The organism is Desulfosporosinus sp. FKB (genome assembly GCF_002196705.1).
Lineage (GTDB): Bacteria > Bacillota > Desulfitobacteriia > Desulfitobacteriales > Desulfitobacteriaceae > Desulfosporosinus.
Map to the genome: position 1 here is coordinate 576466 of NZ_NADJ01000040.1, position 26445 is coordinate 602910.

Annotated in this window: 23 protein-coding genes and 4 tRNA genes; 7 read left to right on the top strand and 20 right to left on the bottom strand. The window is 42.5% G+C overall.

The window, feature by feature from the left end; all coding sequences use genetic code 11:
• Window positions 1-202 precede the first annotated feature (202 nt).
• Together B5Y67_RS24260 and B5Y67_RS24265 are read right to left on the bottom strand one after the other, a co-directional pair.
• Complete coding sequence (locus B5Y67_RS24260) at window positions 203-1492, bottom strand: polysaccharide deacetylase family protein (RefSeq protein ID WP_088228944.1); 1290 nt, start codon at window positions 1490-1492, stop codon at window positions 203-205.
• Between the two features lie 144 nt (window positions 1493-1636).
• Complete coding sequence (locus B5Y67_RS24265) at window positions 1637-2788, bottom strand: glycosyltransferase (RefSeq protein WP_088228945.1); 1152 nt, start codon at window positions 2786-2788, stop codon at window positions 1637-1639.
• Window positions 2789-3024: 236 nt separating this feature from the next.
• Here B5Y67_RS24265 and B5Y67_RS24270 point away from each other — a divergent pair, with 236 nt between their 5' ends.
• The 4 genes from B5Y67_RS24270 to B5Y67_RS25515 all read left to right on the top strand — a co-directional run bounded on the left by B5Y67_RS24270 (window position 3025) and on the right by B5Y67_RS25515 (window position 5329).
• The gene (locus tag B5Y67_RS24270) at window positions 3025-3717 is read left to right on the top strand and encodes a DUF421 domain-containing protein (protein ID WP_088228946.1); all 693 of its coding nucleotides are present in this window, start codon (window positions 3025-3027) and stop codon (window positions 3715-3717) included.
• A 106-nt stretch (window positions 3718-3823) separates the two neighbouring features.
• Window positions 3824-4147, top strand: a complete 324-nt coding sequence (locus B5Y67_RS24275; RefSeq protein WP_242976103.1) for a DUF4363 family protein — start codon at window positions 3824-3826, stop codon at window positions 4145-4147.
• Window positions 4148-4528: 381 nt separating this feature from the next.
• Complete coding sequence (locus B5Y67_RS24280) at window positions 4529-4948, top strand: hypothetical protein (RefSeq protein WP_088228948.1); 420 nt, start codon at window positions 4529-4531, stop codon at window positions 4946-4948.
• A gap of 219 nt (window positions 4949-5167) precedes the next feature.
• On the top strand, window positions 5168-5329 hold the full coding sequence (locus tag B5Y67_RS25515) for a hypothetical protein (protein WP_170932797.1): 162 nt from the start codon (window positions 5168-5170) through the stop codon (window positions 5327-5329).
• Between the two features lie 318 nt (window positions 5330-5647).
• Here B5Y67_RS25515 and B5Y67_RS24285 read toward each other — a convergent pair whose 3' ends face one another.
• Window positions 5648-7633 carry a cell wall-binding repeat-containing protein gene (locus B5Y67_RS24285; protein ID WP_088228949.1) on the bottom strand — a complete coding sequence of 662 codons (1986 nt, stop codon included), beginning with the start codon at window positions 7631-7633 and terminating at the stop codon, window positions 5648-5650.
• 529 nt (window positions 7634-8162) lie between these two features.
• Here B5Y67_RS24285 and B5Y67_RS24290 point away from each other — a divergent pair.
• The 3 genes from B5Y67_RS24290 (at window position 8163) to B5Y67_RS24300 (ending at window position 10793) form a co-directional block, all read left to right on the top strand.
• Window positions 8163-8396: a hypothetical protein gene (locus B5Y67_RS24290; RefSeq protein WP_088228950.1), complete on the top strand. Its 234-nt coding sequence runs from the start codon at window positions 8163-8165 to the stop codon at window positions 8394-8396.
• Between the two features lie 348 nt (window positions 8397-8744).
• The gene (locus B5Y67_RS24295; protein ID WP_088228951.1) at window positions 8745-9590 is read left to right on the top strand and encodes a hypothetical protein; all 846 of its coding nucleotides are present in this window, start codon (window positions 8745-8747) and stop codon (window positions 9588-9590) included.
• Window positions 9591-9836: 246 nt separating this feature from the next.
• On the top strand, window positions 9837-10793 hold the full coding sequence (locus tag B5Y67_RS24300; RefSeq protein ID WP_088228952.1) for a hypothetical protein: 957 nt from the start codon (window positions 9837-9839) through the stop codon (window positions 10791-10793).
• A gap of 362 nt (window positions 10794-11155) precedes the next feature.
• Here B5Y67_RS24300 and B5Y67_RS24305 read toward each other — a convergent pair.
• From B5Y67_RS24305 to B5Y67_RS24385, 17 genes are all read right to left on the bottom strand, one after another.
• Window positions 11156-11238 (bottom strand) — tRNA-Leu (locus B5Y67_RS24305).
• Between the two features lie 141 nt (window positions 11239-11379).
• Complete coding sequence (locus B5Y67_RS24310) at window positions 11380-11676, bottom strand: hypothetical protein (RefSeq protein ID WP_088228953.1); 297 nt, start codon at window positions 11674-11676, stop codon at window positions 11380-11382.
• A 242-nt stretch (window positions 11677-11918) separates the two neighbouring features.
• A complete protein-coding gene (locus tag B5Y67_RS24315) occupies window positions 11919-13022 on the bottom strand; it encodes a DUF5667 domain-containing protein (RefSeq protein WP_088228954.1) in 1104 nt (367 codons plus the stop codon).
• 154 nt (window positions 13023-13176) lie between these two features.
• Window positions 13177-13821 carry a VTT domain-containing protein gene (locus tag B5Y67_RS24320; protein WP_088228955.1) on the bottom strand — a complete coding sequence of 215 codons (645 nt, stop codon included), beginning with the start codon at window positions 13819-13821 and terminating at the stop codon, window positions 13177-13179.
• Between the two features lie 118 nt (window positions 13822-13939).
• The gene (locus B5Y67_RS24325; protein WP_088228956.1) at window positions 13940-16102 is read right to left on the bottom strand and encodes a YhgE/Pip domain-containing protein; all 2163 of its coding nucleotides are present in this window, start codon (window positions 16100-16102) and stop codon (window positions 13940-13942) included.
• Window positions 16103-16132: 30 nt separating this feature from the next.
• The gene (locus B5Y67_RS24330) at window positions 16133-18292 is read right to left on the bottom strand and encodes a YhgE/Pip domain-containing protein (RefSeq protein WP_088228957.1); all 2160 of its coding nucleotides are present in this window, start codon (window positions 18290-18292) and stop codon (window positions 16133-16135) included.
• 526 nt (window positions 18293-18818) lie between these two features.
• Window positions 18819-18894, bottom strand: a tRNA-His gene (locus B5Y67_RS24335).
• A 20-nt stretch (window positions 18895-18914) separates the two neighbouring features.
• A tRNA-Arg gene (locus tag B5Y67_RS24340) sits at window positions 18915-18991 on the bottom strand.
• Window positions 18992-19052: 61 nt separating this feature from the next.
• A tRNA-Pro gene (locus tag B5Y67_RS24345) sits at window positions 19053-19130 on the bottom strand.
• A 119-nt stretch (window positions 19131-19249) separates the two neighbouring features.
• On the bottom strand, window positions 19250-19843 hold the full coding sequence (locus tag B5Y67_RS24350; RefSeq protein WP_088228958.1) for an XTP/dITP diphosphatase: 594 nt from the start codon (window positions 19841-19843) through the stop codon (window positions 19250-19252).
• Window positions 19840-20565 carry a ribonuclease PH gene (gene rph / locus B5Y67_RS24355; RefSeq protein WP_088228959.1) on the bottom strand — a complete coding sequence of 242 codons (726 nt, stop codon included), beginning with the start codon at window positions 20563-20565 and terminating at the stop codon, window positions 19840-19842. The genes B5Y67_RS24350 and rph overlap by 4 nt, the downstream gene beginning before the upstream one ends.
• 87 nt (window positions 20566-20652) lie before the next feature.
• The gene (locus B5Y67_RS24360; RefSeq protein ID WP_088228960.1) at window positions 20653-21588 is read right to left on the bottom strand and encodes a lantibiotic ABC transporter; all 936 of its coding nucleotides are present in this window, start codon (window positions 21586-21588) and stop codon (window positions 20653-20655) included.
• 64 nt (window positions 21589-21652) lie between these two features.
• Entirely contained in the window at window positions 21653-22396 is a 744-nt protein-coding gene (locus B5Y67_RS24365) for a heparan-alpha-glucosaminide N-acetyltransferase (protein WP_088228961.1), read from the bottom strand.
• Between the two features lie 2 nt (window positions 22397-22398).
• Window positions 22399-23052 (bottom strand): O-methyltransferase, encoded by a 654-nt coding sequence (locus B5Y67_RS24370; RefSeq protein WP_088228962.1) that lies wholly within the window; start codon window positions 23050-23052, stop codon window positions 22399-22401.
• Between the two features lie 204 nt (window positions 23053-23256).
• On the bottom strand, window positions 23257-24531 hold the full coding sequence (locus tag B5Y67_RS24375) for an HD domain-containing phosphohydrolase (RefSeq protein ID WP_088229073.1): 1275 nt from the start codon (window positions 24529-24531) through the stop codon (window positions 23257-23259).
• 88 nt (window positions 24532-24619) lie between these two features.
• Entirely contained in the window at window positions 24620-25867 is a 1248-nt protein-coding gene (locus tag B5Y67_RS24380) for a globin-coupled sensor protein (RefSeq protein WP_088228963.1), read from the bottom strand.
• A gap of 333 nt (window positions 25868-26200) precedes the next feature.
• On the bottom strand, window positions 26201-26413 hold the full coding sequence (locus B5Y67_RS24385; RefSeq protein ID WP_088228964.1) for a hypothetical protein: 213 nt from the start codon (window positions 26411-26413) through the stop codon (window positions 26201-26203).
• Window positions 26414-26445: the final 32 nt, after the last annotated feature.

Consider the following 26445-nt stretch of genomic DNA (forward strand, 5'->3'; position numbering starts at 1 on the left):
AAACCCCGCTTAAGCCAAATACATCCAAAAAAAGTTTTGTTTCAGCTATTATAGCTTAAATCCGCCTAAGGGGGAACATATCGTTCCCCCTTTAACACAAAGTTCCCGTTAAATGTTCAAATATTGATTCTAAAAAATTCACTAGCCAATTATACCAGACTTGGGCCTTGTAATCAAATATTCGATCTCCGGTAAATCCAAGTCAGGAATTTAGGTCATGAACTATTTTTTTAGCGGATTTGAGATCCTCAGCGGCATAAGAAAGTAACTTTTCGCGGCTAATCCAAACCAACTTCGTTTTATGGCCTAAACGTTCATTTTGGCGCTCTTTGCCTGCCGGATGATAGATACGCATAATCATCATCTGCAGAAGGGCTATACCCTTGCTCTTCCACGTATCCGGCAAATCCTGAACCGTAAAGCCAAACCCCTTAACCCCTCGATAGAGCAACGTCTCACCCACAAACACTTTAATGTCGGCATATCTGGGATTATCCGCGATATACCGGGCTAAGTCCGGCATTGATATCCGAGCTTTACGCAAGGCCTTAAGAGCCGTTTTCTGCATATCCCGGCCTTTCGCCTGAAGCCGAATATTATCCATATGAATTTCCGCTGCCGGATCTCCTTTCTGCGCTAATAACCGTCCGTCTTCAGAATAAAGTTCCGGTCCATCATAAATTGTTTTTTCCAAACGGAAAATATTAGTATCGTCAACCCGGTCTACATGATGTGTTTTAGCGTAATAGTGTTCCCATTTTTCCCAGACTCTGAAGGTCAGCCGTTGACCAAAGGACCAGTCCGGAAAGTCCAGGGGTACAAAAGGTAATTTCATGTCGCGGGGAATTCGTTCTGCTAATAAATCCAAGGCCGCCAGAGTATTTTCCGGAGCTCCGCTTTCTCCGCCGCTGTCATGCATCACGACGATTGAACCTTCATTAACCCTTTTCATAATTCGGGCCGCGATGTCTTCAGGTGAGCGCCGAACCTCCCAATCGTGACCCTCCACGTTCCACAACACTGCCCTCATATGATGTCGTTTGAGCCACAGCCAGGTCACAAGACTAAAAGTTCCCCATGGCGGACGCATCCAAGTTATCTTTTGACCGAGGATTTGCTCCAAGATACGAACACTGTCCGTCCATTCCTGGTTGGTTTTCCGAGGGGAGGTGAACCAGGCATAACGATGGCTGAAAGAATGAACACCAATTTGGTGTCCTTCCCCAACCATCTGCTGAATCAATTCCGGATATTTAGCGGCCTTTTCGCCAATCACGAAGAAGGTTGCGGAGATCTTATGGCGTTTTAGCACTTCCAACAAACGGGGAGTAAGCATCGGATCCGGACCATCATCAAAGGTAAGAGCGACTCCCGGGCTGAATTGTCGTCTCCAGCTCCCGATTCCCCAACGATGGAGAAACAAGTCAGGAATGATTGTATAGATCGCCGCACCTATTAAAATAAGACCAAGCACCAAAGTTCCCCAAACCATGATCTATCTCCCTACCATTAAGCTTAACTAGTGAACTCGCTTACGCTAAAGCTGAACATCGGGGCTTCAGATACAATAATGTCCAGTGGACATTATTGCCGAGCCGCCTTTCCCAATTGGAATACTTAGCGGCGAAGGAGGACTCTAGCCGATCCTTTGAGCACTCCGCCGCTCTTCCACAAGCCGCAGAATTCCTTCCACGGCACGCTCTGCAGCGCGGCCAGGAACTGCTTGAGCCGCAGCCCGGCGCATTTGCTCTACAGCCTCAGGATGCTGCAGAAGGCTAAAAATTATCTTCTCTAACCCTTCTTCATTATCTGCCGCTCGGCCGGCCCCGATTTTCTCCAAATAGCAGGCGTTCTCTTCTTCCTGACCGGGAATAGGTTTGAAAATTACCAGCGGCAGCCGTTTGGTCAAAGCTTCCGAAACTGTAAGCCCGCCTGCCTTAGTAATAATGATATCCGCCGCACTCATTAACTCCTCAACATTGTTAACGAAACCAAAACGCACCAGCGGATTCTTACAGTCCTCAACTAAAGAATCCAAAGCCTTGTATAATTTTTCGTCCTGCCCGCAAACTACGATAGTCTGAAGAGGTATTGCGGCTTCGGAAAGAATTTTGCAAATCCATTTGGCACCGCCTAAAACTCCGTAGGCTCCACCCATTACTAAGACCGTTGGCAGCTCTGGATTCATTGTTAGCTTCTGCAAGATCATCCGACGGTCTAATTCAAATTCAAACTTAGGACTTACCGGAATTCCGGAGATATGAATTGTTTGGGGATTTATTCCCCGAGCCACTAACCCTTTATAAACGTCTTCACAGCCTACGATGTAATGATCAACCCCCGGGTGAATCCATTGGCTATGTACCGCATAATCCGTAACAACAGTCACCAAAGGAACATTTAAAACTCCGCGGAGCCTCTGTTGAGCCAAAACACCTGCAACTGTCGGATAAGTACAAATTACAAGGTCAGGCTGCAGCACCTGAATAAATCTCACGAATTCGCGGCGTCCCAAGCCATTTAAAAAGCGCTGAAATAACGAATCCGGGGGAATCTTAGACGTCCGATAGTAAAACTTGCCCCACAATCTGGGGGTATGTTTAATAAGTTCAATATAAGTATTTTTAACAACTGAATTAAATGTCTTACTTAAAAAAGCTCCAAAGTCCAGGTGGGTAATTTTGACGTTCGGGTCCTTAGCACGCAGGGCTTCAATAATCGCCTCTGCGGCACGAACATGCCCAGCGCCAAAGGACGCCGAAAAAATCAGCACATTTAAGTGTTCCACGAACAAACCTCCTCATTTTTGACTGTATGTTTGTTAGATTTGTTACAGGAAGAATAACCCTCTCAAAAAACTCTGTTCTTTGACCATTATACCGTGAAACTGGCAATTCACCAAATTATGGTGGAAACGCTGAAAAGGAATGGCTGTGCAAAAGGGATAACAGGCAAAATTTGCGGGAACTATACCTTTTGCAAGGAATCGTTAATGGTCAAATTGTCCAAGAAGGAGTATTGAAAATGATCATTGTTGTACTTAGGACTCTGATATTATATGCCTTAGTTATTATAGCCCTTCGTATAATGGGGAAAAGGGAAATAGGTCAGCTGCAGCCTTTTGAACTGGTCGTTATTATCATGATTTCGGAGTTGGCTGCCATTCCAAGTGAAAATATCGGTGTCCCTCTCCTTAGCGGTATCATTCCCATTTTAGTTCTGCTTCTAACAGGCATCACCCTCGCCTGGATTTCTTTAAAAAGCGAACGAGCCAGGACTATTATCTGCGGCACACCAAGTGTCCTTATCGAACGGGGAAAAATCTTAGAAGATGAATTAAAAAAGAATCGTTATAGCCTTACTGATTTACTTGAAGAACTGCGCATTAAAAATGTACCCAACATCTCCGAAGTCGAATTTGCAGTTTTAGAGACAAACGGACAACTAAGCGTTTTTCCCAAATCTCAAAATCGGCCTACAATTCCCAAGGATTTTATGCTGAAAACTCAATATGAAGGACTGCCCTTAACAATGATCATGGACGGAGTTTTAAATCAGAAAAATCTGCAGCAAAGCAATAAAGATCTCAACTGGCTAATGACTGAACTAAAGAAACGAAAGATTGACCGTGTAGAGGACGTCCTTTTGGCCTCTTTGGATAGTTCGGATACACTCTTTGTTCAAGTTAAAAGCAGCTTTAACATTAATAACAAGTAAATAGAACCAAAAACCAAATCATTAAGAAAAAATATCGAGGTGAAACTTTTTGCGCACCCATCTAACGATCGTCATTATCGTTATCCTCTTACTCGGAGGGTCTTTGGTGTCTTATCAATATATTCAAAGAACAACCCAAAGTCTTGGCACTCAAATCTCGACCGTCGAACAATCAATATCCGGCCAACAATGGGATATAGCTCAAAGAAAGTTAAAGGAAACTCAACAACGCTGGGATGAAAATAAAATCTGGTGGACCATCCTGCTCGATCATCAAGAAATCGACAAAATTGAACTCAGCCTATCTCGCCTTGACAAATATGTAGAAACCCAAAACCTTCCCCTTTCTCTTGGTGAAGCTTCTACCTTAGAACTCTTGATCAATCATATTTCAGAAACTGAGAAATTTACACTTGAAAACATTTTATAGAATTCTTTTGCCATTTGCCTATTATTCAATTACAAACTAACACACTATACTATTCCGTTTTTCACGTTACTATTCATTTACATACTATTCATTGGTATATCAATATAATTCCACATACATTTTGACCCTCATAATTCTTCAAACTGCTATAAGAGTTTCAAAATGGTTTGAATTTGTTCATGTACAGTTAAAAATGCTATGGCTATAGCCTGTACTGTATCAATTTTAACACTTATGCGCTCCTCTAATATCTTCTATAATTTCGACTAACTGCCTATTTGGACATTTCGACATTAGTGTTATAAATAGCCATGTCGTTTGACATCATATGAAAAAATATATTAGAATTTAACAGGATTATAATTACTGAGGTGAGATAGCGTGAAAAAAGCATTCTATTGTTTAATGGTATTATTGATCTTAACAACCGTAGTTTCATGTGGCACCAAAAATCCTACAACAACAACAAATAATGCTGCAAACACTTCTTCAAATTCCAGCAGCGCCATAACCTATACAGAAGATTTTTCATACCTCCCCGCCTACAACGGTGTCAAGTCATCAGTCTCCCATAAACCTGCCAGCACGGCACAGCCCCTCGGCGAAGCAACATATGTTATCCAAAATGTAAAAGATACCCAAGTATTTAACGATTATGAAGCCCTCTTAAAGAAGGATGGCTGGACAATTACTCAAGAAAAAAAAGTCATTAGTTTTTCAGCGAAAAAGCAAGACCATGTCGCCAATATTTCTCTTTCCATCTTTGGCAGCGGAGTGATTCTCACAGTTCAGTCAAAGTGAGTGAAAAGTTTCAACCATCAATAACAAAGGAGTCTCGATTATCGAGGCTCCTTCGTTATTGATGGCCACTTTTATATAGCCACGATTTTTCTTTCCAAACTTGCATTTATCGTCACATTTCGTGCTTTAGTCCTACTTTACTCATGACTTAGGGCAGATACACCTATTAGGCTTTTTCTTGTAAACTGTTACAAAATAGCCGAAAAGGAGTTACCTCATATGTATGCTAAAGCAAAAAAGCCAGGCACTTTGCAAACAGCACAATTAATATGCGAAAAAGAAAGCTCTTCTCTTGTAAGTGATTGCTTAACTCGATTAATGACACCGGAAGATTGGGAAAAATACGGACCCTTAAATATAAGGAAACTAAAAAAAAAATAATAAATCTTAAACCCATCTTCAAATGCAGCAGCCCATTTGTCCAAGTAGGACGAATGAGCTGCTGCTTCGTTTCACAGGAACTGTAAGTGTTCAAATAAGGCTTATGACGTAATGGCCTCTCCGTTCCCAAACAATACCTAAAACCATCTTTAGACCAAACACCTCGAATGTTCAACTAATGTCTCCGGCTGCGCTTCTAAAATAGCAGTAAAGAGAGGGCGTTATGCCCTCTCTTTCTCTGCCGTCATATTCATTACAATGGTTAACTGATAGAAAACTCAGCTTTATTTTATAATAAAGAATTTAACCAGAAAATCCTTATAGACTTAAAGTCGCAGTTGTTGTAACATTGCTGGTTGAGTCAACACCGGATATTGTAACATTAGTAAGTGATTCAGGATTAATATTAGAGAAAAAACTTAATGTGATTAAACCACGCTTGGCTGTAATTGTTCCCACATTTGATGTAAATTGAATATTATTGGCCAGCGAAGTACTTGTAATATCAGCGCCGTACTGATCATACACGGTATATGTTGCATAACCCACCCTTTGACTACCGTAAGGTAAGGGGATTCCCAATTTCGTTGAGTTAATTGTAATTTTACTGACCTTTTGATCTGAATATTGACTTGAGCTTTGATTTCCAGACGTTGAATTATTAGCAGGAGCTGTATAACTTGAAGAGCTCGAAGCGCTTGTGCTGGAAGAAGTATCAAGGCTCACAACTCTGCCGGTGATTAAGTCTACAAGAGTAATAATCGGTTTATCCGTATTTGAAGAAGAGGTGTATGTTATCGTACCGATGCCTTTGCTTGGATCTAAGGTAATTGATGAGCTTACAGAGGTAACGGCTGATAACTGAGCAGCCGGAACGGTTGACGTAATATCTTTCCCGGTTTCATCGAGCACCAGGTACTTAAAGGTTGCAGTAGTTGCCCCAACTTTTGAGAAATTGCTCAAACCAAGAATTCTATTGTTTCCAATTATGGAATCTCCATTTGAAGTTGTATTGGTCGAAGAAGAATTATAGCTCACAAGTCTGCCGGTGTTTAGGTCCACAAGGGTAATAATAATCGGCTTATCCACATCGGAAGAAGAGTTATACGTTATCGTACCGATACCTTTACTTGGATCTAAGATAATCGATGATTTTAGAGAAGCAACAGCAGATAATTGTGTTGCTGGAACGGTTGAGGTAATGTCTTTCCCGGTTTGATCAAGTACTTGGTACTTAAAGGTTGCAGTAGTCGTCCCAACTTTAGTAAAATCACTTAACTTAAGAGTCTCTTGATTTGATGTATTTCCATTTGCAGAATTGGACGAATTCAGATTAGTAATTACAGATTCAGGAATAATCCCTGTTCCGCCAAATACATAAACCTTACTGGCATTGGTAAACCTTTGCTGATAATAGCTTCTCGTAGTTGCCGGTGAATCAGTATTAATAAGGACTATAGGTTCAGATAGGTTAGCACAGAAGGCTGTTCCTGTTAACGCATCGGCAAAACCTTCACCTGTGGCTAAACAGATACTGTCCGCCTTGAAATCAGTATTAAACAATTGATTGACGGCTATATTTCTGGCATATTTATCAGCCCCGGAGATCCGTTCGGCATTGGGGAACTGTTGGGCTACTTGATCGCTAATGATATCCGAATCCCCGACAATATAGGTTTTACTGATATTAAGCGTTGAAATGTAATTCTTAACGACGTCAGGTATGGCATCATGTGGTACAAGAATAATTGGACTTTGCTTTATGGCAGCAATGGAGCCCACGGATAACGCATCGGGATAGTCCTCGCCGGTGACAACAAACAATGTTGAAGGATCTGAAGTAACTTGCTGGGCAACTTGAATCGCTGTCGCGTACCGATCAATTCCGTAAACTCTTGTTGTCTCAAGTCCCATTGTTTGAAGTTCAGATTCAACTTCTTGAGAAATTACTGCTGTTCCGCCAATAATTACTACGTTTTTCACTTGCAGGTCTAACAGGGTTTGTTTCGTAGCAGATGGCAAACTGCTAGTCGTCGTTAATAAGATAGGAGCATCATATTTCTTGGCTAAGGGGGCAGCAGACAGCGCATCAGGATAGTCTCCGCCGAAAGCCAAGATAGCATAATTAGACTGAGACCAGCCCGAACTGGCAATCTGGGCCGCTGTTTCATAACGATCAATACCTGCCAAGCGAGTAATCGTAGGCGATGAATTTGCTAATGTTGCTGCAGGAAAAACTAAACTGATAAGGGTAATCAGACTTAAGATTATACATAACCTTGAGTTTCTTATCCGAAGAGACATAATGATAATTCACTTCTTTCATATTTAATCAGATAAAGTATAATACTTTGCACCGCAATTTTTTTGTCACAAAATGTAATATTTTGTCCTTAATAAAAATTTAATATTTTAGATTTCATAATCCTCACATTTTCCTTAAGTCCATTCAAATATTATGCTCATTCCCTAACCCTCCAGAATCGTATTCCCTGATTGTGAAATAATCAAACGTAACCATTTACGGACATGCTGAATACGATGTATCAAAACCTTCTCGATCTCGTCTTATGTTATCTAAAAAGAGGAGGTGGAACGAATGTTTATTTTCGGATTAATTGGTGCAGCTTTAGCCTTGATTATAGGTTTGGTGTTAGTTATTCTTCATGTAATCTTCGGCGGCATAGTGGCAGACGCTTAATTCAATAGTCTAGGTTTCAAACCTAGGCTTTACATAGATTCTTGAATGCCTTATTCTTCCCCATCATCCAATTCAGTCTCTCAAGGCTCTGATATATTAAGTGTATGATGTGATGAGAGGCTGTGAGGAATTTTGGAGAACCAAGAGTTTCAAAAGTCAGTTCTGACTCACTTTGAAAAATTAACAGAGCGACTTGGTAATATTGAGGAATTTCTTAAGCAACACCACGAAGATACGGAGAAAATTGCTGTGCAAGTAGAGCAAATAGCGACTACCCAGGAAAAAATGCAACACGATATGAATTATTTACTTAGGAAGACTGCGGATCACAATGATGCTCTCATACTTCTAAAAAAAGCTAAATAAATAGAAATAGTTGAGGAATGACTCGTATATTTCTGATACGATGCGTAAGCGTTTAATGCGTAAGCGTTTAAAATGATAAAATACCCCAACTAATGAGGAGGATGCCATCCCGCATCCTCCTTTGGCATATTTAACATTGGGTCTATGCCACTCCGAGCATCCTTTTAGATCAATTAAATGATATCAGGAAGTCCATTATCTCTTGTGCCAGAACTAGGATACATGAAAAAGTATTAGTCTAAAAGTCCTTACTTTTTAGGCCAATTTCCTGAATTATTGAATTAGTCTAGATTAGCTAAATTTAAATCGTTATAATTTAATAAAATTCAACTTGGGAGATGGTCATCAATGAAAAAGCATTATTTTCTTACATTCGCCTTATCCATATCACTTACTTCTCTCCCCCTTATCACTCCTCTAGCCCTGGCTGAAGATAGCGTTCCGGCGAGTACAAACACGGATATAACTGCAACAACAAGTGTAGATACCACAACTGATTCCTCATCAACTGAATGGTTAACACCACTTATCGATAAACTTCAAACCATATTAGGAACCGATTCTCCAGTTACTCCTGACTCGCAAACGGATCAAACTTCGGAAAATACATCTGAAACTAGTACTTTAACTGAAGTTGGGGATACCGGAGAAACGCAAGTACCTACGGATGAATACTCCAAGAAACTAAAGGAAGCTCAAGACTTTTTAGAAGGACTTTCCGCAGAGGACTCGGACACAATGCAAAAACTAGAGCTTGCCGTTAATAATAATCACGCGCAAAATATTAAAGTATTAGGAAATCTATTAGATAAACTACCCACCCAGGCCTCTGAAAGACTGGCTTTTAATATTGTTCGGTCTATGGAAAAGAGCGTTAATAGAACAGAAAAGACTGATCAGCAAACCCAAGAAGTGACAACTACAACAAATGAAGTTACAACTACAGCAAATAGTGTTGAAGACGATTCCTTAAGCGAAACAGAAACGAGCAGCTTAACCGAGGAAGAACAGACTGCCCTAGATTCGCTTGATCAAACCTTTGGAATAGATGAAGCTACCTCCGGAACCGCAGATACGACACCCCAATTAAATGCCGCAGCGAAGGTACACGCTGAGCAAAAACAAGGCGGACACAATGAAAGAGCCGGTGGTGGAGAAAAACATCAGCATTCCAATAGATCGAAAGGGCATTAAAAAATCAACATTCCCAAAATCACCAGGAATACATAATAGAGAGTCTTTCATCCAGAGGAATGATTGACTCTCTATTTTTTTGCTTGTTAATGAAATCGGATCCAGCATTAATACTTGTAAATCTATGATATTCACAAAATCCTCACAAATTTTTCAGCAAACATTCAGCGAACGTTCAGCGTACATTTTGAAATCATGCCTATACTTAGATAAACTATAAAAATTGATTTCAAGGAGTGTTTGACTATGAAATTCACCAAAACAACCAAAATTGCTCTTGCCTCAGCAGTCATTACTTTGTTATCCTCCACTGCAGTTTTTGCAGGAACTTTGAGTCAATCATCGACGCAAACGCAAATACCGCAAATGTCTCACTCAAGAGGTCTTGATGGAGGATTGAAAAGTCGATTAGACAACTTAGTGGCTTCGGGAACCTTAACCTCTGACCAAGAAACGGCAATTAACGATGCTCTAAAAGCATCCATGCCTCAACGTGTCAATCCATTAGATAGCCTGGTAAGCGCAGGAACCATTACACAAGCCCAAGAAACGGCAATCGAAACTGCTATGCAAACAGCTCGCCAAAATGGTACCAAAACAGATATGAAAACCGTTCTTGACAGCCTAGTCACAGCAGGAACCATTACCGCCGACCAGGAAACCGCAATTACAAACGCTATGCCACAACATAACGAACAAGGCGACAAGGGAAAAGATCATAAAAATCCATTCGATAGTCTAGTCACTGCTGGTACTATTACACAAGCTCAAGAAACTGCAATCGAAACTGCTATGCAAACAGCCCGACAAAGTGGCACAAAAACAGATCTGAAAACCGTCCTTGACAGCTTAGTCACAGCGGGAACTATTACCACTGACCAAGAAACCGCAATTACGAACGCTATGCCACAACGTTCTAACCCATTAGACAGCCTAGTTACCGCAGGAACCATTACATCAGCCCAAGAAACGGCAATCGAAACTGCTATGCAAACAGCCCACCAAAATGGTACCAAAACAGATATGAAAACCGTTCTTGACAGCTTAGTCACAGCGGGAACCATTACCGCGGATCAAGAGACAGCGATTGCAGATGCTATGCCTCAACATAAAGAGAACTCTGATTTAAAAACAGCTTTAGATAACCTAGTTACAGCCGGGACGATTACTCAAGCTCAAGAAGATGCTATCTTAACAAAATAGACAGTAAACAGCAAAAATCCTCCTTTTAGCCGTCTAAACTCAAACGGTTAAGAGGGGGATTCTACTTTTTCTAATCAACGAAATCTCAATCAGTACTCCACTGGATTCTCAAAAACAGCTTCACTGGATTACTAAAATCAACTCTCTGTGTAAGGCATAGAAAAAGCCCCAGGCCGAGCTGGGGCTTAGTTTTCTTGCGTATAATTTAAAAAGGGCCATCAACATGGTGGGAACAGAGAAATTAGTAGCTGCGATGAAGGCTTAAAGGCCTTCTTTTTTTATGTGTTTGGTTAAAAATGGGGTTCAAGAGCCTCTATAAAAACAGTTAAACCCGCATGAATAGCGGGCTTTTAGACAAATTATGGTGCGGGAGACAGGACTTGAACCTGCACGGTTGCCCGCTGGAACCTAAATCCAGTGCGTCTGCCAGTTCCGCCACTCCCGCATGTTGAAATCACGTAGCAGAAAATATAATATCATATATCTTACAAAAAGACAAGGGATAGAATATCAATGAAAATTATTTACCTTAACCTTATTTTATCATTTACCATAACTTGCCTAGCTGAGCTTATCTATTACACTATTACCCCATGCTCCGTAATAGCCAAAAATATTCGGATAGTAAAATGATCAGATCAATTCCTATCAAAAACAGCAAATTCTTCAGCCAATTCTCCGGATAGTTCCAAAAATACAAAATAAGATTGATTACGACAAGGACGGCTGAACTAATACCCCAACGCCAATACAAGCTTGAGTCTTTGGAAAAAAGATGAATAAACCAAATGATGGGCAAAAAAAGAAAGACACCCAAAAAGGTAATCATATTGTATCCAATTTGACGACGCAGATCATCAGGGGTAGGTTTAGCTTTGCCCAAAATCTTCTCTCCTTATCTTATCCGAATATGATCTGATTATTACTTGAGTATCAGTATACCATGATTTATCAAATCCGAGTAAATCGAAGAAGTGAAGCAAGATATGGGAACCACTCCCACTTGTAGAAGCGAGAATCTTACGATTGGCACACATAGAAACTCCCGCACACCACTGCCGGTGCGGGAGTTCTTTTTTCAGCTATTGTTCCCTTGCCTTCTCAGAGGATTCAGCTACCCCATCTCTAATCTCTTTGATGGTTTTCTCTGCCGCCTCTCTTACTCTTGGCCATACTTCCATGCTCGGAATTTGTTGATCCTTTTACAGAAGGATGAACAGAATTGGAACTAGCCTTAAGGCCAGACATCGTGGTTCCTTGAGTCATCGGAGTTTGCTGAGCAGACGTAACTTGCTGAGCCCCGGAATTATCCTCGTCCTGGTCCTGATCATCCAGGTTAAGCTTTACATTTTGCTTCAGGGACTTCTTAAAGTTTTCTAAAGCGACTTTAGCATCCTTTTCTAATTGCTTATTATTATTTGTTGTCGGTTGAGTATTTGTTGGACTCGAGTTTGCTGTCACTGAGCCGGAATCAGCCACAGATCCTGAGGTTGATGCAGAAGTACCGGAAGCGACCGTCGTACTTGAAGTCGTACTCGCGGTGGAATCCGTTCCTTCAGCCTGCAACTTGGTTACATCCTTTTCCATAGTTTCAACAATATTCAAGGCTAATCTTTGGGCGGCTTGAGGGGGAAGCTTATCCAATAAACTGCTCAACACCGCAATATTATTTGAATTCACATTTGCGAGGGCTATGGAGAGAGCTTTAGCCGTTTCGCTGTTTGGATCTTTTGCTTGGTTAATAAAATTTTGAGCCTGGCTGATCTTGTCTGAGTATTGAGATAGACTGGCTTCAGCAGCTTCAGGATCTCCTTGCTGCATAAGGTTTTTAGCTTCGGCTAAATTTGCTAAAGCATGGTGCTCATTAATAGAAGCCTTATTAACAGGGTCAGACGTCAACATCAGCTGAATTTTACCTAATAAATCTGTGAACCAATTTTCGGCTGTCACGGTATTGCCATTGCCATCAACAACAGTCGCCGGAGATACCGTAACAGGCACTGTCGGGTCTAGAGGAGGCGCAGCTGTAGTTGTACCTGTAGTTGTAGCTGTGGTTGAAGCTGAAGTTGTTGGAGTTGTTGGAGTTGTTGTAGTTGCGGTTGTATCGGTTGCCGAAGAGGCAGAAGAAACGGTATCAGCGAGTGTTAGAGCGGAACCAATAGGCAGGGTAAGTAAGGTAAAGGTTGCGGCGATAGCTATTCTTCTTTTCATGTGTTGCATTTTGTTCATTAATTATCATAGTCCCCTTTTTTTGAGCTTTAGTACGTACTATTATTTCTTACGAATATAAAGGACGTTTTAAGGGGGCATGAAAATTATTTTTATTTTAAGGGCAATCCTCAGTGAGCTTTTATCAGGGGAACATCAGCTACAGCAAAACCCTTTAGAATACCGTTTTTCTTTTGTTGAGAAAATAACTGGTTCCCCAGAATAGTGCCAGGGCAGCAAATCCCAAAACCAGCCACAGCCAGGTCGCCCGCGCAATACCCAAAAAAACAAGAGCTGTGCCTATATAATAAGGAATCATGGACACTGCAGCGGTCCAGAGATATGTCCATAGCTGCATCGAGGGCATGGCACCTGCTATGTAATTAACGGCAAAAGCAGGGATAGGCAGCAGCCGGGCCACTAATAAACCCATTGACCCTTTGCCTTTGACCCAATTATCGACGGTATTGAACCGTTCCGGCGAAATAAGTTTTTTCATCAGGGTTTGCCCGTAATAACGCACAAGAATGAAAATAACCAAGGAACTAAATGTAGAACCGACCCAGGCAAAGAATACCCCTTCATACACTCCAAAGACTTTCAGAAACATAATAACCAGCCCTTCTGAGGGTATGGGCGTCATGCAGATCGCTGTCATCAGTAAAATAGCAAAAGCAACTCCCCAAATGCCCCAGGCTTGAATAACGTCAGAAATCCGGTTCTGACGATCATAGTAGAAAAAGGCCACTAACAAGATAATAAAAGCCACAGTAATAAGAGCGGTCAGGCCATACTTTCCCAGCTTGTTTTGATCTCCCATCGTTAGCCTCTCAGTCCTCCTCTTTTTATCCCCTCGTGAGAAATTACTTGAAAACACTGATCGTTCCTTTGTCTTAAAACAATGAAGCCTAATTCTCGTTTAGTAATGTTCCCAAAACTTATAACCCGGATTCCTTAAATTTACGCTCCATCAGTTCCGTCAGCCTGTGAAAAGGCTTCTTTAAAATCCCCAGGCAGAGAAATACCAGGCTAAAGATCAGCAGAGCAGCTGCATAGTTCATCACTTTGCCCCATAACGGACCTGCAATCGCTTCTCTAAATCCTCCGATTGCATAAGTAAAAGGCCAGAGAGGCTGCAGGATTCCGAAGATTCTTGGGTTTGTTTGAATAGGATAAATTCCCCCGGAGCCTGCAATCTGAAAAACCATGATGACCACGGCAATTGCCTTCCCAACATTACCGAAGATTGATACCAAGGTAAAGATTATACTGGTAAAGCAAATCCCCGAAAGCAAAGCAAAGCCCAGCATCAGGGGCAAATTTGCCGGACTGACTCCTAAGATGAATTTGTCACCTAAGGTTACGATGACCGCTTGCACAAGAGAAATGGTCATAAATAAGAGCATTTTGCCATAATGTCTTTGGATCAGCGTCAATGTTCTTTTGTCATTATCCCCATAAGCAGTATGTTCAACACTCAATAATGATGAGGACAACAGACCTCCCACCCAAATAGCCAAGACAGTGTAAAACGGAGTTAAGCCTACCCCGAAAGTCTTCATGTTGTAAATATCAACTTCTTTGACATCGATGGGCGAGGAGAGAAAGCCGGCAGCTTGAGCAGGGTTCATTTTCATCAAATTGATCATAGTATTAAGGTTATTTTCGTTTAAGTCCTTCAGCTTAGCCTGTAATTGATTTAATTCGTCCTGAAGATTCGCAAGTTGATTGTTTAAATCATTAGCCTCCTGTACAGATATCTCACTGCCCGCTATGCCATAATTGGCTAAAGCATTTAACTGAGGCACAATAACCTTTGTGGATTCCAGGATCGTATTAATATTATCTAAGCCGCTCGTTAAATTATCCGAGAGATTGTTAAAAACCTTTAGTCCCGCAGAATAAAAATTATTAGTTATTGGAACAAGATTATTTGCGATCTCCTGGTTTAGAGCAGCAGCTTGATCAATGGCTGAATTTAGAGACGCTTGGGAGACGCCGTTGCTAAGAAGTGTTTTAAGTGCGTTTACTTTGGTTTTCTCATCACTGACTAATCCCTTCAAATCCTTAAGCATGCTTATCAATTGGCTTATGGAGCTGTTGGGATAATTTTTATTGATGGATTCTAAGCTGTTAATATCGGCATCGATTAAATTAGCGGCCGAATTAAGTGGGCTTGACAGTTCATCGATAATAGTTGCCAGATTGCCAGCATCTGAAGTCGCGGCCATTTGCTTCAGGGTCGACAACAACTGCTGATTTTGCTGATTAATGGCTTCCAGCTGAATCAAATCGTTATTAATCTCTGTAGCTGTGTTGTTAATCGCTTGCTTTGTGGAGAGCACCAGAGATTTATTGGCTTCGGAGGCACTTTGTAAATTGTTAATTTGAGCCGTAATTTGAGGCAGATTTGTTTTAACAGTTTTTAAATAACCCTGTAACGCTTCAGAGTTAGTATTTGCCTTAGCGATAAATCCTCGAATCGCTTCCAGATCACTGCCGGCCTGAGTCAATGTATCTTTTATCTGCAGAATTTTGGCCTTGTTGGTCTGAATATTTCCTGCCACGGGATTTAAGGTTTCTAAGACTTCCTTCGTAACTGTCGCCAGAAAATTACTCTTAATATTATCGGCTAATTCCTGTGTTGCCGCATTAGAAATTTTGGAGGCGATAGCATTCAGTTTTTCATTAACCCTATAGATAATATCGGGTTTGGGGGCAGTTACACTTGTCAGGCTTACTAACTTTTGCGAAAAATCACTGGGAATCTCTATGAGAGCGTAGTAGTATCCCTCATTGAGCCCATAGTTTGCCTGCCAGGAATCAAGGATAATCCAGTGGATCGATTGATTCTTTTTTAGTTCCGTAATAATCTGATTTCCCACGTTAATTTCCCGGCCATTAAAGGATGCGCCTTCATCATTGTTCGTTACCGCTATAGGAAGATTGCCCGTGTTGGCATAAGGGTTCCAACTGGCCCGGATATTTATCCAGGCGTATAACGAAGGCAAAATGCATAAGCCTATAATGATTAAAATTGCTGCTTTGCTCGTAATAATGCTCTTTAAATCTTGCCTAAAGACTCCGAATACCTTTTTCATGCCCGCTCCTAACTATTACGAAATTCAAACTTACTCTCCGATTCCCGACAACTTAAAATTCGTTTCGAACTTACGAACGCGCTCGTCTAACACCTTTTTAAGGAAGAAGCCCAGCAGGAGGAATATAACCGCAATGAGGATCAGCATGAAAAAATCCAAAGCAACACTGCTAATTAACGGGCCGGCCATGGCCTCCCGGAAAAGGGCAATAGCATAGGTAAAGGGAAATGTCGGCTGGAGTATTCTCAGGATTAAAGGGTCAACCTGGATAGGATACGTTCCCCCGCTTCCCGCTAATTGCACGATCATATAAATAATGGCTAAAGCTTTGCCAAGATTACCCAATAGAGAGACTAAAGTATAGGTGATAATGACAAAGGTTAATGATGATACTAGAGCAGCTACAATCATCAGAGGTGTACTGACCGAATACACGCCTAACAATAGCTTATCTCCCAGGGAAACAATGAGTCCCTGCACAAGGGCTAACGTTATAAAGGTTAACATTTTGCCAAAGTATTTCTCACGGATCGACAAGGTCTCAATTCCTGCAAAATAGGCAGCTTCCGTCTTGAGCAAGGACGTTAAGATAAGTGTCCCCACCCAAAGGGCTAAAACCGTATAAACGGGAGCCATAGCAGAGCCATAGTTTGGCACTCCATATATAGACTCCTCCCGCAAATTAAAGGGTGAAGCAATGTAACTTCCCATTAATTCAGGATTACTCTGGAGTATGGTTATAATTTGCGCTAAGTCATTATTGCTGACCATCTGAAGTTTATCGCTCAAAATGGCAATGATACCTTGATACTCTAATAACCTGCTTCTTAAATCGCCGGATACTTTGGCGGCCAATTGACTGCCTTGAATTGCTGTTCCCATAAGATTATTGATTTGAGCTTGAAGTCCTTGAGCCGATGTTATGAGATTCGAAGCATCGTTGGCAGCATTGATCAGGTTATCCGCGATAGCGTTTAAATCCTTTCGGGCGCTGGCATTATAGGAATTTGCAGCCTTAATAATTTGTGAGTTAAGATTTGTTGTTGTATCGTTTAATTGCTGCCAGAGTGTTTGATTGATTGTATTGGCCTGATTGAATTGCTGCTGTAAAGAATTTAATTGATTGGTTTCGGCTGTCAATGAGTTTTTAATGCTTTGCAACGAAGCAATTAGATTAGCCAGGTTTGCACTGGGGCTAAAATCATTAAATTTCTGCAAGTAAGTAATAATAGTGCCTATTTGGCTATTAAGGGCCTCCAGCTCCAGGTTTATCTGCCCTATGGCGGAATTTATCTGAGATGTTGACGCATTGGCTGCTGAGGAATTCACGCTTTGCAGCAAATCATGGATTCTGTTCACTGAAGCTTGAGCATTATTCAAACCTGTGTCGATCGTATCAAAAGATTGGTTTAAAGTAAGCTGAGTCGTTTTAAGCATTGCCGAATTGTTGTCGTTAATTTGCGCAAGACCGCTTAATTGATTATCCACCCCCGGCATGGCAGCCTGGATTTCTGTCAACAATGAGCTTAAATTACCTGACCGTCTGTTGATGTCCTGAAGCAGCGGTAAGATTACACCCATGTTCCGATTAACCTGGATTATTTCATCCTTCCATTGAATTATTTTGCTTTTATTCGCTTCTGCATCTGCGCCTACTTTATTAAACAAGGTGAAAATACTGGCGTTTACGGTAGATATAAAGTTGGTTGAAATCTGATCCACCAGTGAACTTTTGGCTGCCTCCGTTATTTTGCCGGCAACGGGATTGGCCTTCGTATCCACCTTATAAATTATTTCTGGTTTCTTCGTAGTATCCGTTAGAAAACTAACAAAACTGGCCGAAAAATTGCCGGGGATCTCGATAACTGCAAAATAGGTCCCGTCAACGACCCCCAAATTGGCTTCAGTGTCAGACACGAATTTCCAGCCCATCTGTTTGTTGGTCTTTAGTGTAGTTACAATGGTATTGCCTATATTAATCGCTTTTCCTTGATATGTAACACCTTGGTCCTGATTCACTACCGCCACCGGAATTGTGCCGGTGTTTTCATAGGGATCCCAACAAGCCAGTATATTAACCCATGCATATAGGGAGGGTAAGATGCATAATCCAGCAATGATTATTAAGGCCATGGGATTTGCTTTTATCCGTTTCAGGTCATTGCCATATAGTTTTAAGATATTCTTCAAAGGATCGACTCTCCTTTTTAGAATTATTTGCTCTTGTGAACAGTATTTCCCTAACTAATATCGCTTATCAAAAAAACAGTCTGCATGTAAAATCAGCGAATATTTCCAAGTTTCTCCGTAATTATATCTTGAGATGAATAACTTTTCCAGATCAAGGAGCAACTTGGCCAGTTCTCAAAGGCACTGAACTTATTAACCTCTGCCGAAGGCGGAGGTTAACGGTGGTTATCGGAGATTTGCAACACTAATACTAGAGGAACGTACTTAACGCAAGTCGAACTCTTTGATAAGGGGCTTCTCGCCGCAAAAAAATAACAGCAAACCTTCCCATGATTTCCTAGAAAACCGAGAAGGTTTGCTGTAATAATAATTATCAGATATACAGTGAATAGTTTAGAATTAAGCTCTCGTAAAAAAAAGTGTATAGCCGTATGCGATTGATCATTCTATCCGCCCATTACAATTGCTTGCTTTTCCAAACAATAAAAAAAGCCAAGAACAATTCTTGACTCAGATTTTCCTGATATGGGGTGGGTGATGGGTTTCGAACCCACGAATGCCGGAGCCACAACCCGGTGCGTTAACCGCTTCGCCACACCCACCATAGTGCAGTGAACTTAATTGGTGCGCCTGGAGAGACTCGAACCCCCGACAACCTGCTTAGAAGGCAGATGCTCTATCCAACTGAGCTACAGGCGCAGTTTTAGAGATTACGATTGTCAACCCAGGTTACTCCTAAACCTAAACAAGTTGGGAATAATGGTCGGGGCAGAGGGATTTGAACCCCCGGCCTCCTGCTCCCAAGGCAGGCGCGCTAGCCAAGCTGCGCTATGCCCCGATTGGTGACTTGATTAGTATAGCTCATCTCCAAGTATTCGTCAAGAATTTATGCTCAATATTTTAAAGTTTTTCACCGATTTTTCAATGACTCGAATTTTGCTGGTTCATAATGGGGAGCTAGCCTTTGAGGGCCTGCAAGATGGGAATCGCTTTACGGAAGGCCCTCGCTCTGTGACTCAAATCATTCTTCTCAGCCAAGGTTAATTCTGCTAGCGTTCTTCCCAATTCCGGAACCAAAAACAACGGGTCATAACCGAAACCATCCGTCCCCCGCCGCTGCCTGAGGATTTTCCCTTCAACGGTTCCCTCCGTAAGATATTCTTTCCCCTTGGGAGCCGCAATAACCAGGGCACAGCGAAAACGGGCCGTTCTCTTATCATCAGGGATCCTTGCCAAAAGGTCCAAGAGCTTGTCATTGTTGCGTTCATCGTCTTTAGGCTCTCCGGCAAAGCGGGCAGAAAAGACTCCGGGAGCACCGTTGAGAGCGTCTACCTCTAAGCCCGAATCATCGGCCAAAGCAATGAGGCCAGTTCTTTGAACGGCTGCTCTTGCTTTTAGGGCCGCGTTCTCAGCAAAGGTTTCTCCGTTTTCTTCAACCTCTTCCCAATCCGGAAGATCCCGTAAGGAAACTACTTCAATCTCTTCATCAGCAAGCAAATCCTGCAGTTCTCTTACTTTACCTTGATTTTGGGTAGCTAATAGTATCTTCATGAATTCGTCTCTATTGCTGTCTTCTGGACTTCCATGAGGGAGCGAATCCCTTTTTCCGCTAATTGCAGAAATACATCCAAATCCGTACGATCAAAGGGAACTTCTTCTGCAGTTCCTTGAATTTCTACGAATTTCCCTGCTCCTGTCATAACCACATTCATATCTACTTCTGCTTTTGAATCTTCCTCATAGTCTAAATCCAGGACTTGAACTCCCAGAACCTTGCCGACGGAAACTGCCGCCAAGGTATCCATAATAGGATTTGTTTTGATAAGTTTCTTGTCAAGCAAATACTGTATGGCATCCAACAAGGCTACATAAGCTCCAGTGATGGACGCTGTCCTTGTACCGCCGTCAGCTTGCAGAACGTCACAATCCAGCCATATCGTCCGTTCACCTAATTTTTTTAAGTCAACAACGGATCGCAAAGCACGGCCGATTAAACGCTGGATTTCCATAGTGCGGCCTGTGAGCTTTCCTTTAGTCGCCTCGCGCTGAGTTCGAGTTTGGGTGGCCCTGGGAATCATGGCATATTCGGCAGTTACCCAGCCTTTTCCCGACCCTTTTTGGAAGGGAGGAACCTTTTCTTCTACACTCGCCGTACATAAAACCCGTGTCCCGCCAACTTCGATAAGGACCGACCCTTCCGGCGCTTTTGTAAATTGTCTTGTAATTTTAACAGGGCGCAGCCCATCTGCGGCCCGACCATATGAACGCTGCATTATTAACCTAACCTTTCTTAACCTATAACTTGTTAGTTTAGTTTACCAGATCACTTCAATAAATGCCAATAATACACAAATAATTTGTTACTTGCCGTCTGGATTTTGATTTCTGCCGGCAAACAAATCAATCGAACGAGTAATCATCGCCGCTTCGCCAACAATCCCCGCAATGGTATAAAGCCGGGCAATAGGATCAAAGCGGAATTCTTTAAGGAGGTGAAAGCCTTTAATGTCACTGGTCCTGCGAATGTGGATGCGCGGACCGGTACAGGGATACTTCATTTCGCCCACTCGGATGTGCTCATCATCGGCAAAACAAATCGCCAGATCTGCTTTGATCAAATCCAAGACACGCTCTTCCACTAAGTCTAAATCAATGTCAGGTTTCTCCGGAAGTTCCAAAACAAAGCCATGCTTAATATCACTATGCACTTCGGGCCTTTCCAAGCCCATTTCTTCTAAAATCATGGATGTCAGATCTTCGGCACTATGAGCCATGCGCCGAAATTTGATAGACTCAAAAACAATATCTGCAATACTTTGCGGCTCAGGTCCAAATACCGTCGGACGTGTCACTATGACTTCTTCTCCGACACCGATTAAAACTTCGGCATTTGCTCCCAAGTGGGGATACACAAGATCAAAATGCTCAACAACAACTCTATGCCCTTTAGAAATGGCTTTCTGAATTGCCTCTGCAATTTGCCAGGGCTGGGTGAAGGCTGACTCAAACCGGACATCCAAATGGTAGGTATGACATCGAAAATGGTTACGCTCCGCATCTTCCATTAAGGGCAGCGGCCGGATATTAATACCGTCATCATCATTGGTCAATTCCAGACCGGGAAACATTCCCCGAATGAGCAGCGACTTACCGGCACCCGCATCTCCAACAAAGCCAATTAACTTATCTTCTGGGCTTAAATAACGCTGCTGTATATTTGTTCCCAAAAACAACAACCGCTTTCTCCCTCGCGGGGCAAAATATACGGCTTGCATCAAATGTTCATGGACAAACATCGTTTCAATACCTACTCCCTTCTATGATCAGGTTTAAACCAAACTCCGGTACTTCATCATTATCTTATAAATGGTTGCTTATGTATAGGAGCAGCAAAAGAATCGGTTGATGAATTAAATAGATCCCTAAGGAATTCCGACTTAACCATTGTATCCATCCCGGAAGACGCCAATTAATTCTCGGCCAGCTCCAGACAAGAACGTTTTGCGAAGATCTGCCGCTTCCGGCTCCTTCGGAATAAAAATGCCGGTAAATAAGTATGCCGATGATAGTTACCGCTAAATTAGGGAACAGCGGGTAATAGTCAATGGTGCTGAATCCCCAGTACATCAGACCCAAAGGGAGGAAGAAACTTGTTTGGACCACCAGTGTATTGAACCAAAACCCTAAGCAAGCAATCAAAGCGGCTATGACCCAAAGGAGACGCGAGGACAATCTCCTGAAGAGAGGAGACAAAATCATGGCTGTCCCTAGAAAATGTAAAATTCCGAAGCGGACATACTCCTCTTTCATAACCAGATACGTCACTAACGTAACAACCATTCCGTAAAACAGAACATTTAACCCCCGGCGAACCGGGGAACTACTTAAACCGCTGGACAACCCGGATAAGAGAATAAAGAGCAGCGCCGACGTCTTCCCGAGGATAAACCAGAAAGGCGCTTGATAATCGACAGCCGCTCCGGCAAACTCATGCAGGTCATAAACCGTGTGAAAAATCACCATAAATACGATAGCGACAGCTCTTAAAAAATCGATTTCCTGAAATCGCTGGGATGACCTCCGGAGGGGCTTCCTTTCTCCCATAATTATCTCCCTTTTTCAGCTTTCCTGCTGACAGATACGCCGTCCCCAAAAGGCAGAACCGTAGTCACATAGTCAGGATTAGCGCAAAGTTCCCGCAGAAATTTCCTCAATCCCCCGACCATGCGCTCATATTTCGGTGCAAAATTACTTTCCGGTACTACCCAGCCCCGAAAAAGAACATTGTCAACAACCAGGATTCCGCCTGGGATGATTAAATCATCGATCAGCTTTAAGTAATCCAAATATTCTCCCTTAGCCGCATCAATAAAAACAAAGTCATACCCTGAAGTCAAGCCGGGCAGAATCTTACGGGCATCGCCTTCCAGAGCTGTGATAGTTTCCAGAAGCCCCGCACGCTGAAAATAGCCTTTAGCTCTTGACAAGCGGTCCTTATTCATGTCGATGGTCGTAACATGACCTCCGCTCTTCTCCACCCCGCGGGCCAGCCAGATCGTGGAATAACCAATGGCAGTGCCAATTTCCAAAACTGACTGGGCCTTATTCATGGCGGCCAACAAACTGAGAAAATTCCCCACTGTCGGTGTCACCACAGGTATAGTTTCCTGGAGAGCTTGTTCTTCCATCTCCCGCAGCAAAGGGTCCCTTTCACCCAACAAAGTTTCAAGGTAACGTTCCATTTCAAAAGGGTAAAACACGGTGATCGCGCCTTTCTCTATTCAATAGTTCCACTTTACCACAAATCCGACCTGAAATAAAAAATAAGTATGTGCTTTCTATAAATTGTTTGATCACCGAACAAACAGCTACAGCAAGACACATACTATCAATATATAGTCATCATGAAGACAAGCAATTTGAGCAATCAAAATGCTTTGTCTTAACGACAGAAGAGCTGACTCCTAAGTGATTGTCCGCTGCTGATCAGGCCGAGTACCGTTCGGGGCAAATCCCTGCAGCACTCTTTTGGCTAAAACAATCAATTCCCCATCAACACTAGTGCCTGCACCTCGCTGAATAATATCGAGGGCTTCAGTTGTTGACATGGCAGGCCGATAGGGACGATCCTCAGTCAAAGCAGCAAACATATCTGCAATCGTCATAAGACGGGAGCCAACATCAATTTCTTTGTCCTTAAGTGCAAAGGGATAACCTTTGCCGTCAAGACGTTCGTGGTGATGAGCAGCCCATTCGACCATCCTCGTCGGGAAACCGGCCTCAGTCAACAAACGATGGGTATAATAAGTGTGAGTTCGGATGACGTCTACTTCCGAGGCATCCAAGGGTCCTTGCTTGTCTAAGATCTTTTTGGGAATTGAGAGCTTGCCCAAATCGTGCAGCAAACCAGCTACATAGATTTCGTGACGTTGTTGTTCACTCCAACCCAGGCCTTCAGCTAAACGTTCCACAACCTCTGCAACTGATCGTGAGTGGCGAGCTGTAAAACTGCTTTTTTGGTCGATGAGATCTGCAAACGTCGCTGCCAGCTCGTCAGTGAATCCCGTAGTTTCTAATTCTCTAGTCAAGGGAACATGCCAATTCCCAAACAAGAGTCCTAAAACAATTTGCAGCAAATCCGGCTGCTCGATATCCAGCCAAAAGGCTTCTTTGACGGCTAATTGTTCAAAGGCTGCCGCCGGTTCAGAGAAAAACAAAACTTCCTTTTCCCTGGAAATCCAGTTTAATAGTTCATCCCGTTCTTTACGAGTATGCTGACGGCGAGACAGACGCAAATCCACCTGATCCGCTAAGGATAAAATCCTGGCCATCAGCGGGACTTCAGCAGCAGGAACACCTAAGGCGCTCCGGGCTGAACGCGGCGTTTCATGGTGATACTTTATCGCAGGGGCCAGAATTGCTCCCGAAGGAAACCGCTCGACGATCGCTGAACCGACCAGACAGTGTTTACTAAGAAGCTTTGGGTTGCCATAGTGGGTCCTAAAGGAACCCATGGCCCCAATATCATGGAGCAGCCCGGCTACCGTTAAATGCACTAATTCCTTTTTATGAAGTCCCAAACTGCGCCCCAGACGCATGGCAATATAAGCTACCCGTTCGCCGTGCTGCTGCCCGACTGCGAACTTAAATCCTCGTTCAACCTCTTCATCAACTAACCCGAGGTCAAGAGCTCGAGAAAAACTCCACATTCTCCGAATGTAAAAAGCATCCTCAGGCAAAGTCATTATCTCCACCAACTTTATCCAATCATAAGGCTTTCACTTCTCTAAGTGAGAAGCCCCGATGTTCAGCTTTAGCTGAACGAGTTCACTCCCTCATGCCCATTTGCGCCAGCGACGTGGCCGAATTAGCGACATCTTCTGAGGCTGCTCCAATTTGCCCTGCCGTCGTGGCTAAGGCATCAATCTGCTGGGCAATTCCCTGAACTTGTTGAATACTGGAATTGATTGCTGACATAATATCACCGAAGCGATTGACGACTTCTCCTGCCTCTACTGCTGCGTTTTTCATAGCATCTGTCGTTTCCTCAATGGACTGGTTAACGGCTATGGTATTTTCTTTGCTCTGGGTGATAAGGGCACTAATTTCCCGAACCGATTGTTCTGAATTTGTGGCCAGTTTCTTAACCTCTTCAGCAACAACACCGAAGCCCCGGCCGCTGTCCCCAGCCCTTGCCGCTTCAATAGCCGCGTTTAAGGCTAAAAGGTTAGTTTGCGAAGCAATTTCCCGAATGACATCGGTAACCGAAGCAATGCGGGCTGAACTTTGATCCAACTGGTTCATTTTTTCCTGCATATCAGAAGCCATATCTGCCAAACGCAAAATGGTTTCGGAAATCATTTGAATTTTACTCGCACCTTCTTGAGCTAAAGCATCGACTTTCCTCGAAAATTCCGCCGCTTCTGAAGCATTATTAGAAATACGCGCCGTCGCTTCGTTCATTTCAGCCGCAGATGCAGCCGTTTCCTCCGAAGTTGCCGCTAAAGCCTGACTCGCTTCATTGACTCTTCGCTGCAAACTGTCAATCTCAAAGAGCGCTTTTTCCAATTCAGCCTTCTTATCAATTTCAGTCATATAGGATTGAATATAACTTGCCATAACAACCTGCTGGTCAAAACTCAAAATTCGTTGAAAAGCTAAAGCTGAGCGTAACGCCACATCGGTTTTTTTCTTAAAATGCTTATAGATCAAGGGAATAATTTCATCACATAAGATCTGATTGGCGCTTAGATAATAAAAAGGCGGTAAATTGATGCGATTATGTACTTCTCCGATCGTCACGCGCCACTGCATAAATTGTTCATTAATCGTCTCCGGGCAAATTGAGAGCAAATATTTCTTCATGGTAATTTTAAGCTTATCTACCGATGAAAATTGATCAATAATTGCTTTTAAACCCGGAATCGTCGTAACATGGGCATAAAAGTTGGTCACGATTTGATCGGCATTCTTCTCGATAATCGCCCGTACCTCTTTAAGAAGGCTTAACTGCTCGGAATCGATCTTCAACAGCTGAGTAGATTCTGTCAGCTCAAATTGATGTAATTGTATCAATGTCATGCACCCTTTCTTAAGTTAATTACCCTTTTCCTTACTAAGTCTTAATGAACTATCTGATTGAATAATTTCTTTGGTAATCATTTAAAGCCATGAGCAATGAACTCGTTCAGCTAAAGCTGAACATCGGTGCCACTCCCACCTGAATTCTATTAATAGTCGACAAAATCCTGCTTTTACTATTAAAATCCAATGAGAATTTTCCCAAAATGAAAAGAGAGCCCGCTTTTGAGCTCTCTTTCCTTAAGCTGATTCTGTTGTCATGTACTTATGTTAAGCCTTAGTAAGTAAAAACCTCTTGCTATGCTTTAATTAATCTTCAAATTTAAGTCATCCGGCTCGGCGAACGGCGCGATGAGATATAACATGAGTGATAGGTTCATGGTCAGGGATCAGTGGTTCAACCGATCCGTCAGACATAACCTCATAAATTCTAACCTCTCCACCTCCCTTAGTCCACTCGTGACAACACTCGCTGCAATAATAACGTTCACGGCCAATTCTGCCTACTTCACGCGCTCCACAAAAAGGGCAATAATCCATAGTTAGCACTCCTATCAAGGATTTCCAATAAT

Coding starts and splice junctions, on each gene's coding strand:
- B5Y67_RS24285 (WP_088228949.1), bottom strand. CDS start 7,633: ATGTCTCTTCGGATAAGAAACTCAAGGTTATGTATAATCTTAAGTCTG.
- B5Y67_RS24320 (WP_088228955.1), bottom strand. CDS start 13,821: ATGGGAGATCAAAACAAGCTGGGAAAGTATGGCCTGACCGCTCTTATT.
- B5Y67_RS24300 (WP_088228952.1), top strand. CDS start 9,837: ATGAAATTCACCAAAACAACCAAAATTGCTCTTGCCTCAGCAGTCATT.
- B5Y67_RS25515 (WP_170932797.1), top strand. CDS start 5,168: ATGTATGCTAAAGCAAAAAAGCCAGGCACTTTGCAAACAGCACAATTA.
- B5Y67_RS24315 (WP_088228954.1), bottom strand. CDS start 13,022: ATGAACAAAATGCAACACATGAAAAGAAGAATAGCTATCGCCGCAACC.
- rph (WP_088228959.1), bottom strand. CDS start 20,565: ATGCAGCGTTCATATGGTCGGGCCGCAGATGGGCTGCGCCCTGTTAAA.
- B5Y67_RS24385 (WP_088228964.1), bottom strand. CDS start 26,413: ATGGATTATTGCCCTTTTTGTGGAGCGCGTGAAGTAGGCAGAATTGGC.
- B5Y67_RS24365 (WP_088228961.1), bottom strand. CDS start 22,396: ATGGGAGAAAGGAAGCCCCTCCGGAGGTCATCCCAGCGATTTCAGGAA.
- B5Y67_RS24270 (WP_088228946.1), top strand. CDS start 3,025: ATGATCATTGTTGTACTTAGGACTCTGATATTATATGCCTTAGTTATT.
- B5Y67_RS24295 (WP_088228951.1), top strand. CDS start 8,745: ATGAAAAAGCATTATTTTCTTACATTCGCCTTATCCATATCACTTACT.
- B5Y67_RS24325 (WP_088228956.1), bottom strand. CDS start 16,102: ATGAAAAAGGTATTCGGAGTCTTTAGGCAAGATTTAAAGAGCATTATT.
- B5Y67_RS24360 (WP_088228960.1), bottom strand. CDS start 21,588: ATGTTTGTCCATGAACATTTGATGCAAGCCGTATATTTTGCCCCGCGA.
- B5Y67_RS24260 (WP_088228944.1), bottom strand. CDS start 1,492: ATGGTTTGGGGAACTTTGGTGCTTGGTCTTATTTTAATAGGTGCGGCG.
- B5Y67_RS24350 (WP_088228958.1), bottom strand. CDS start 19,843: ATGAAGATACTATTAGCTACCCAAAATCAAGGTAAAGTAAGAGAACTG.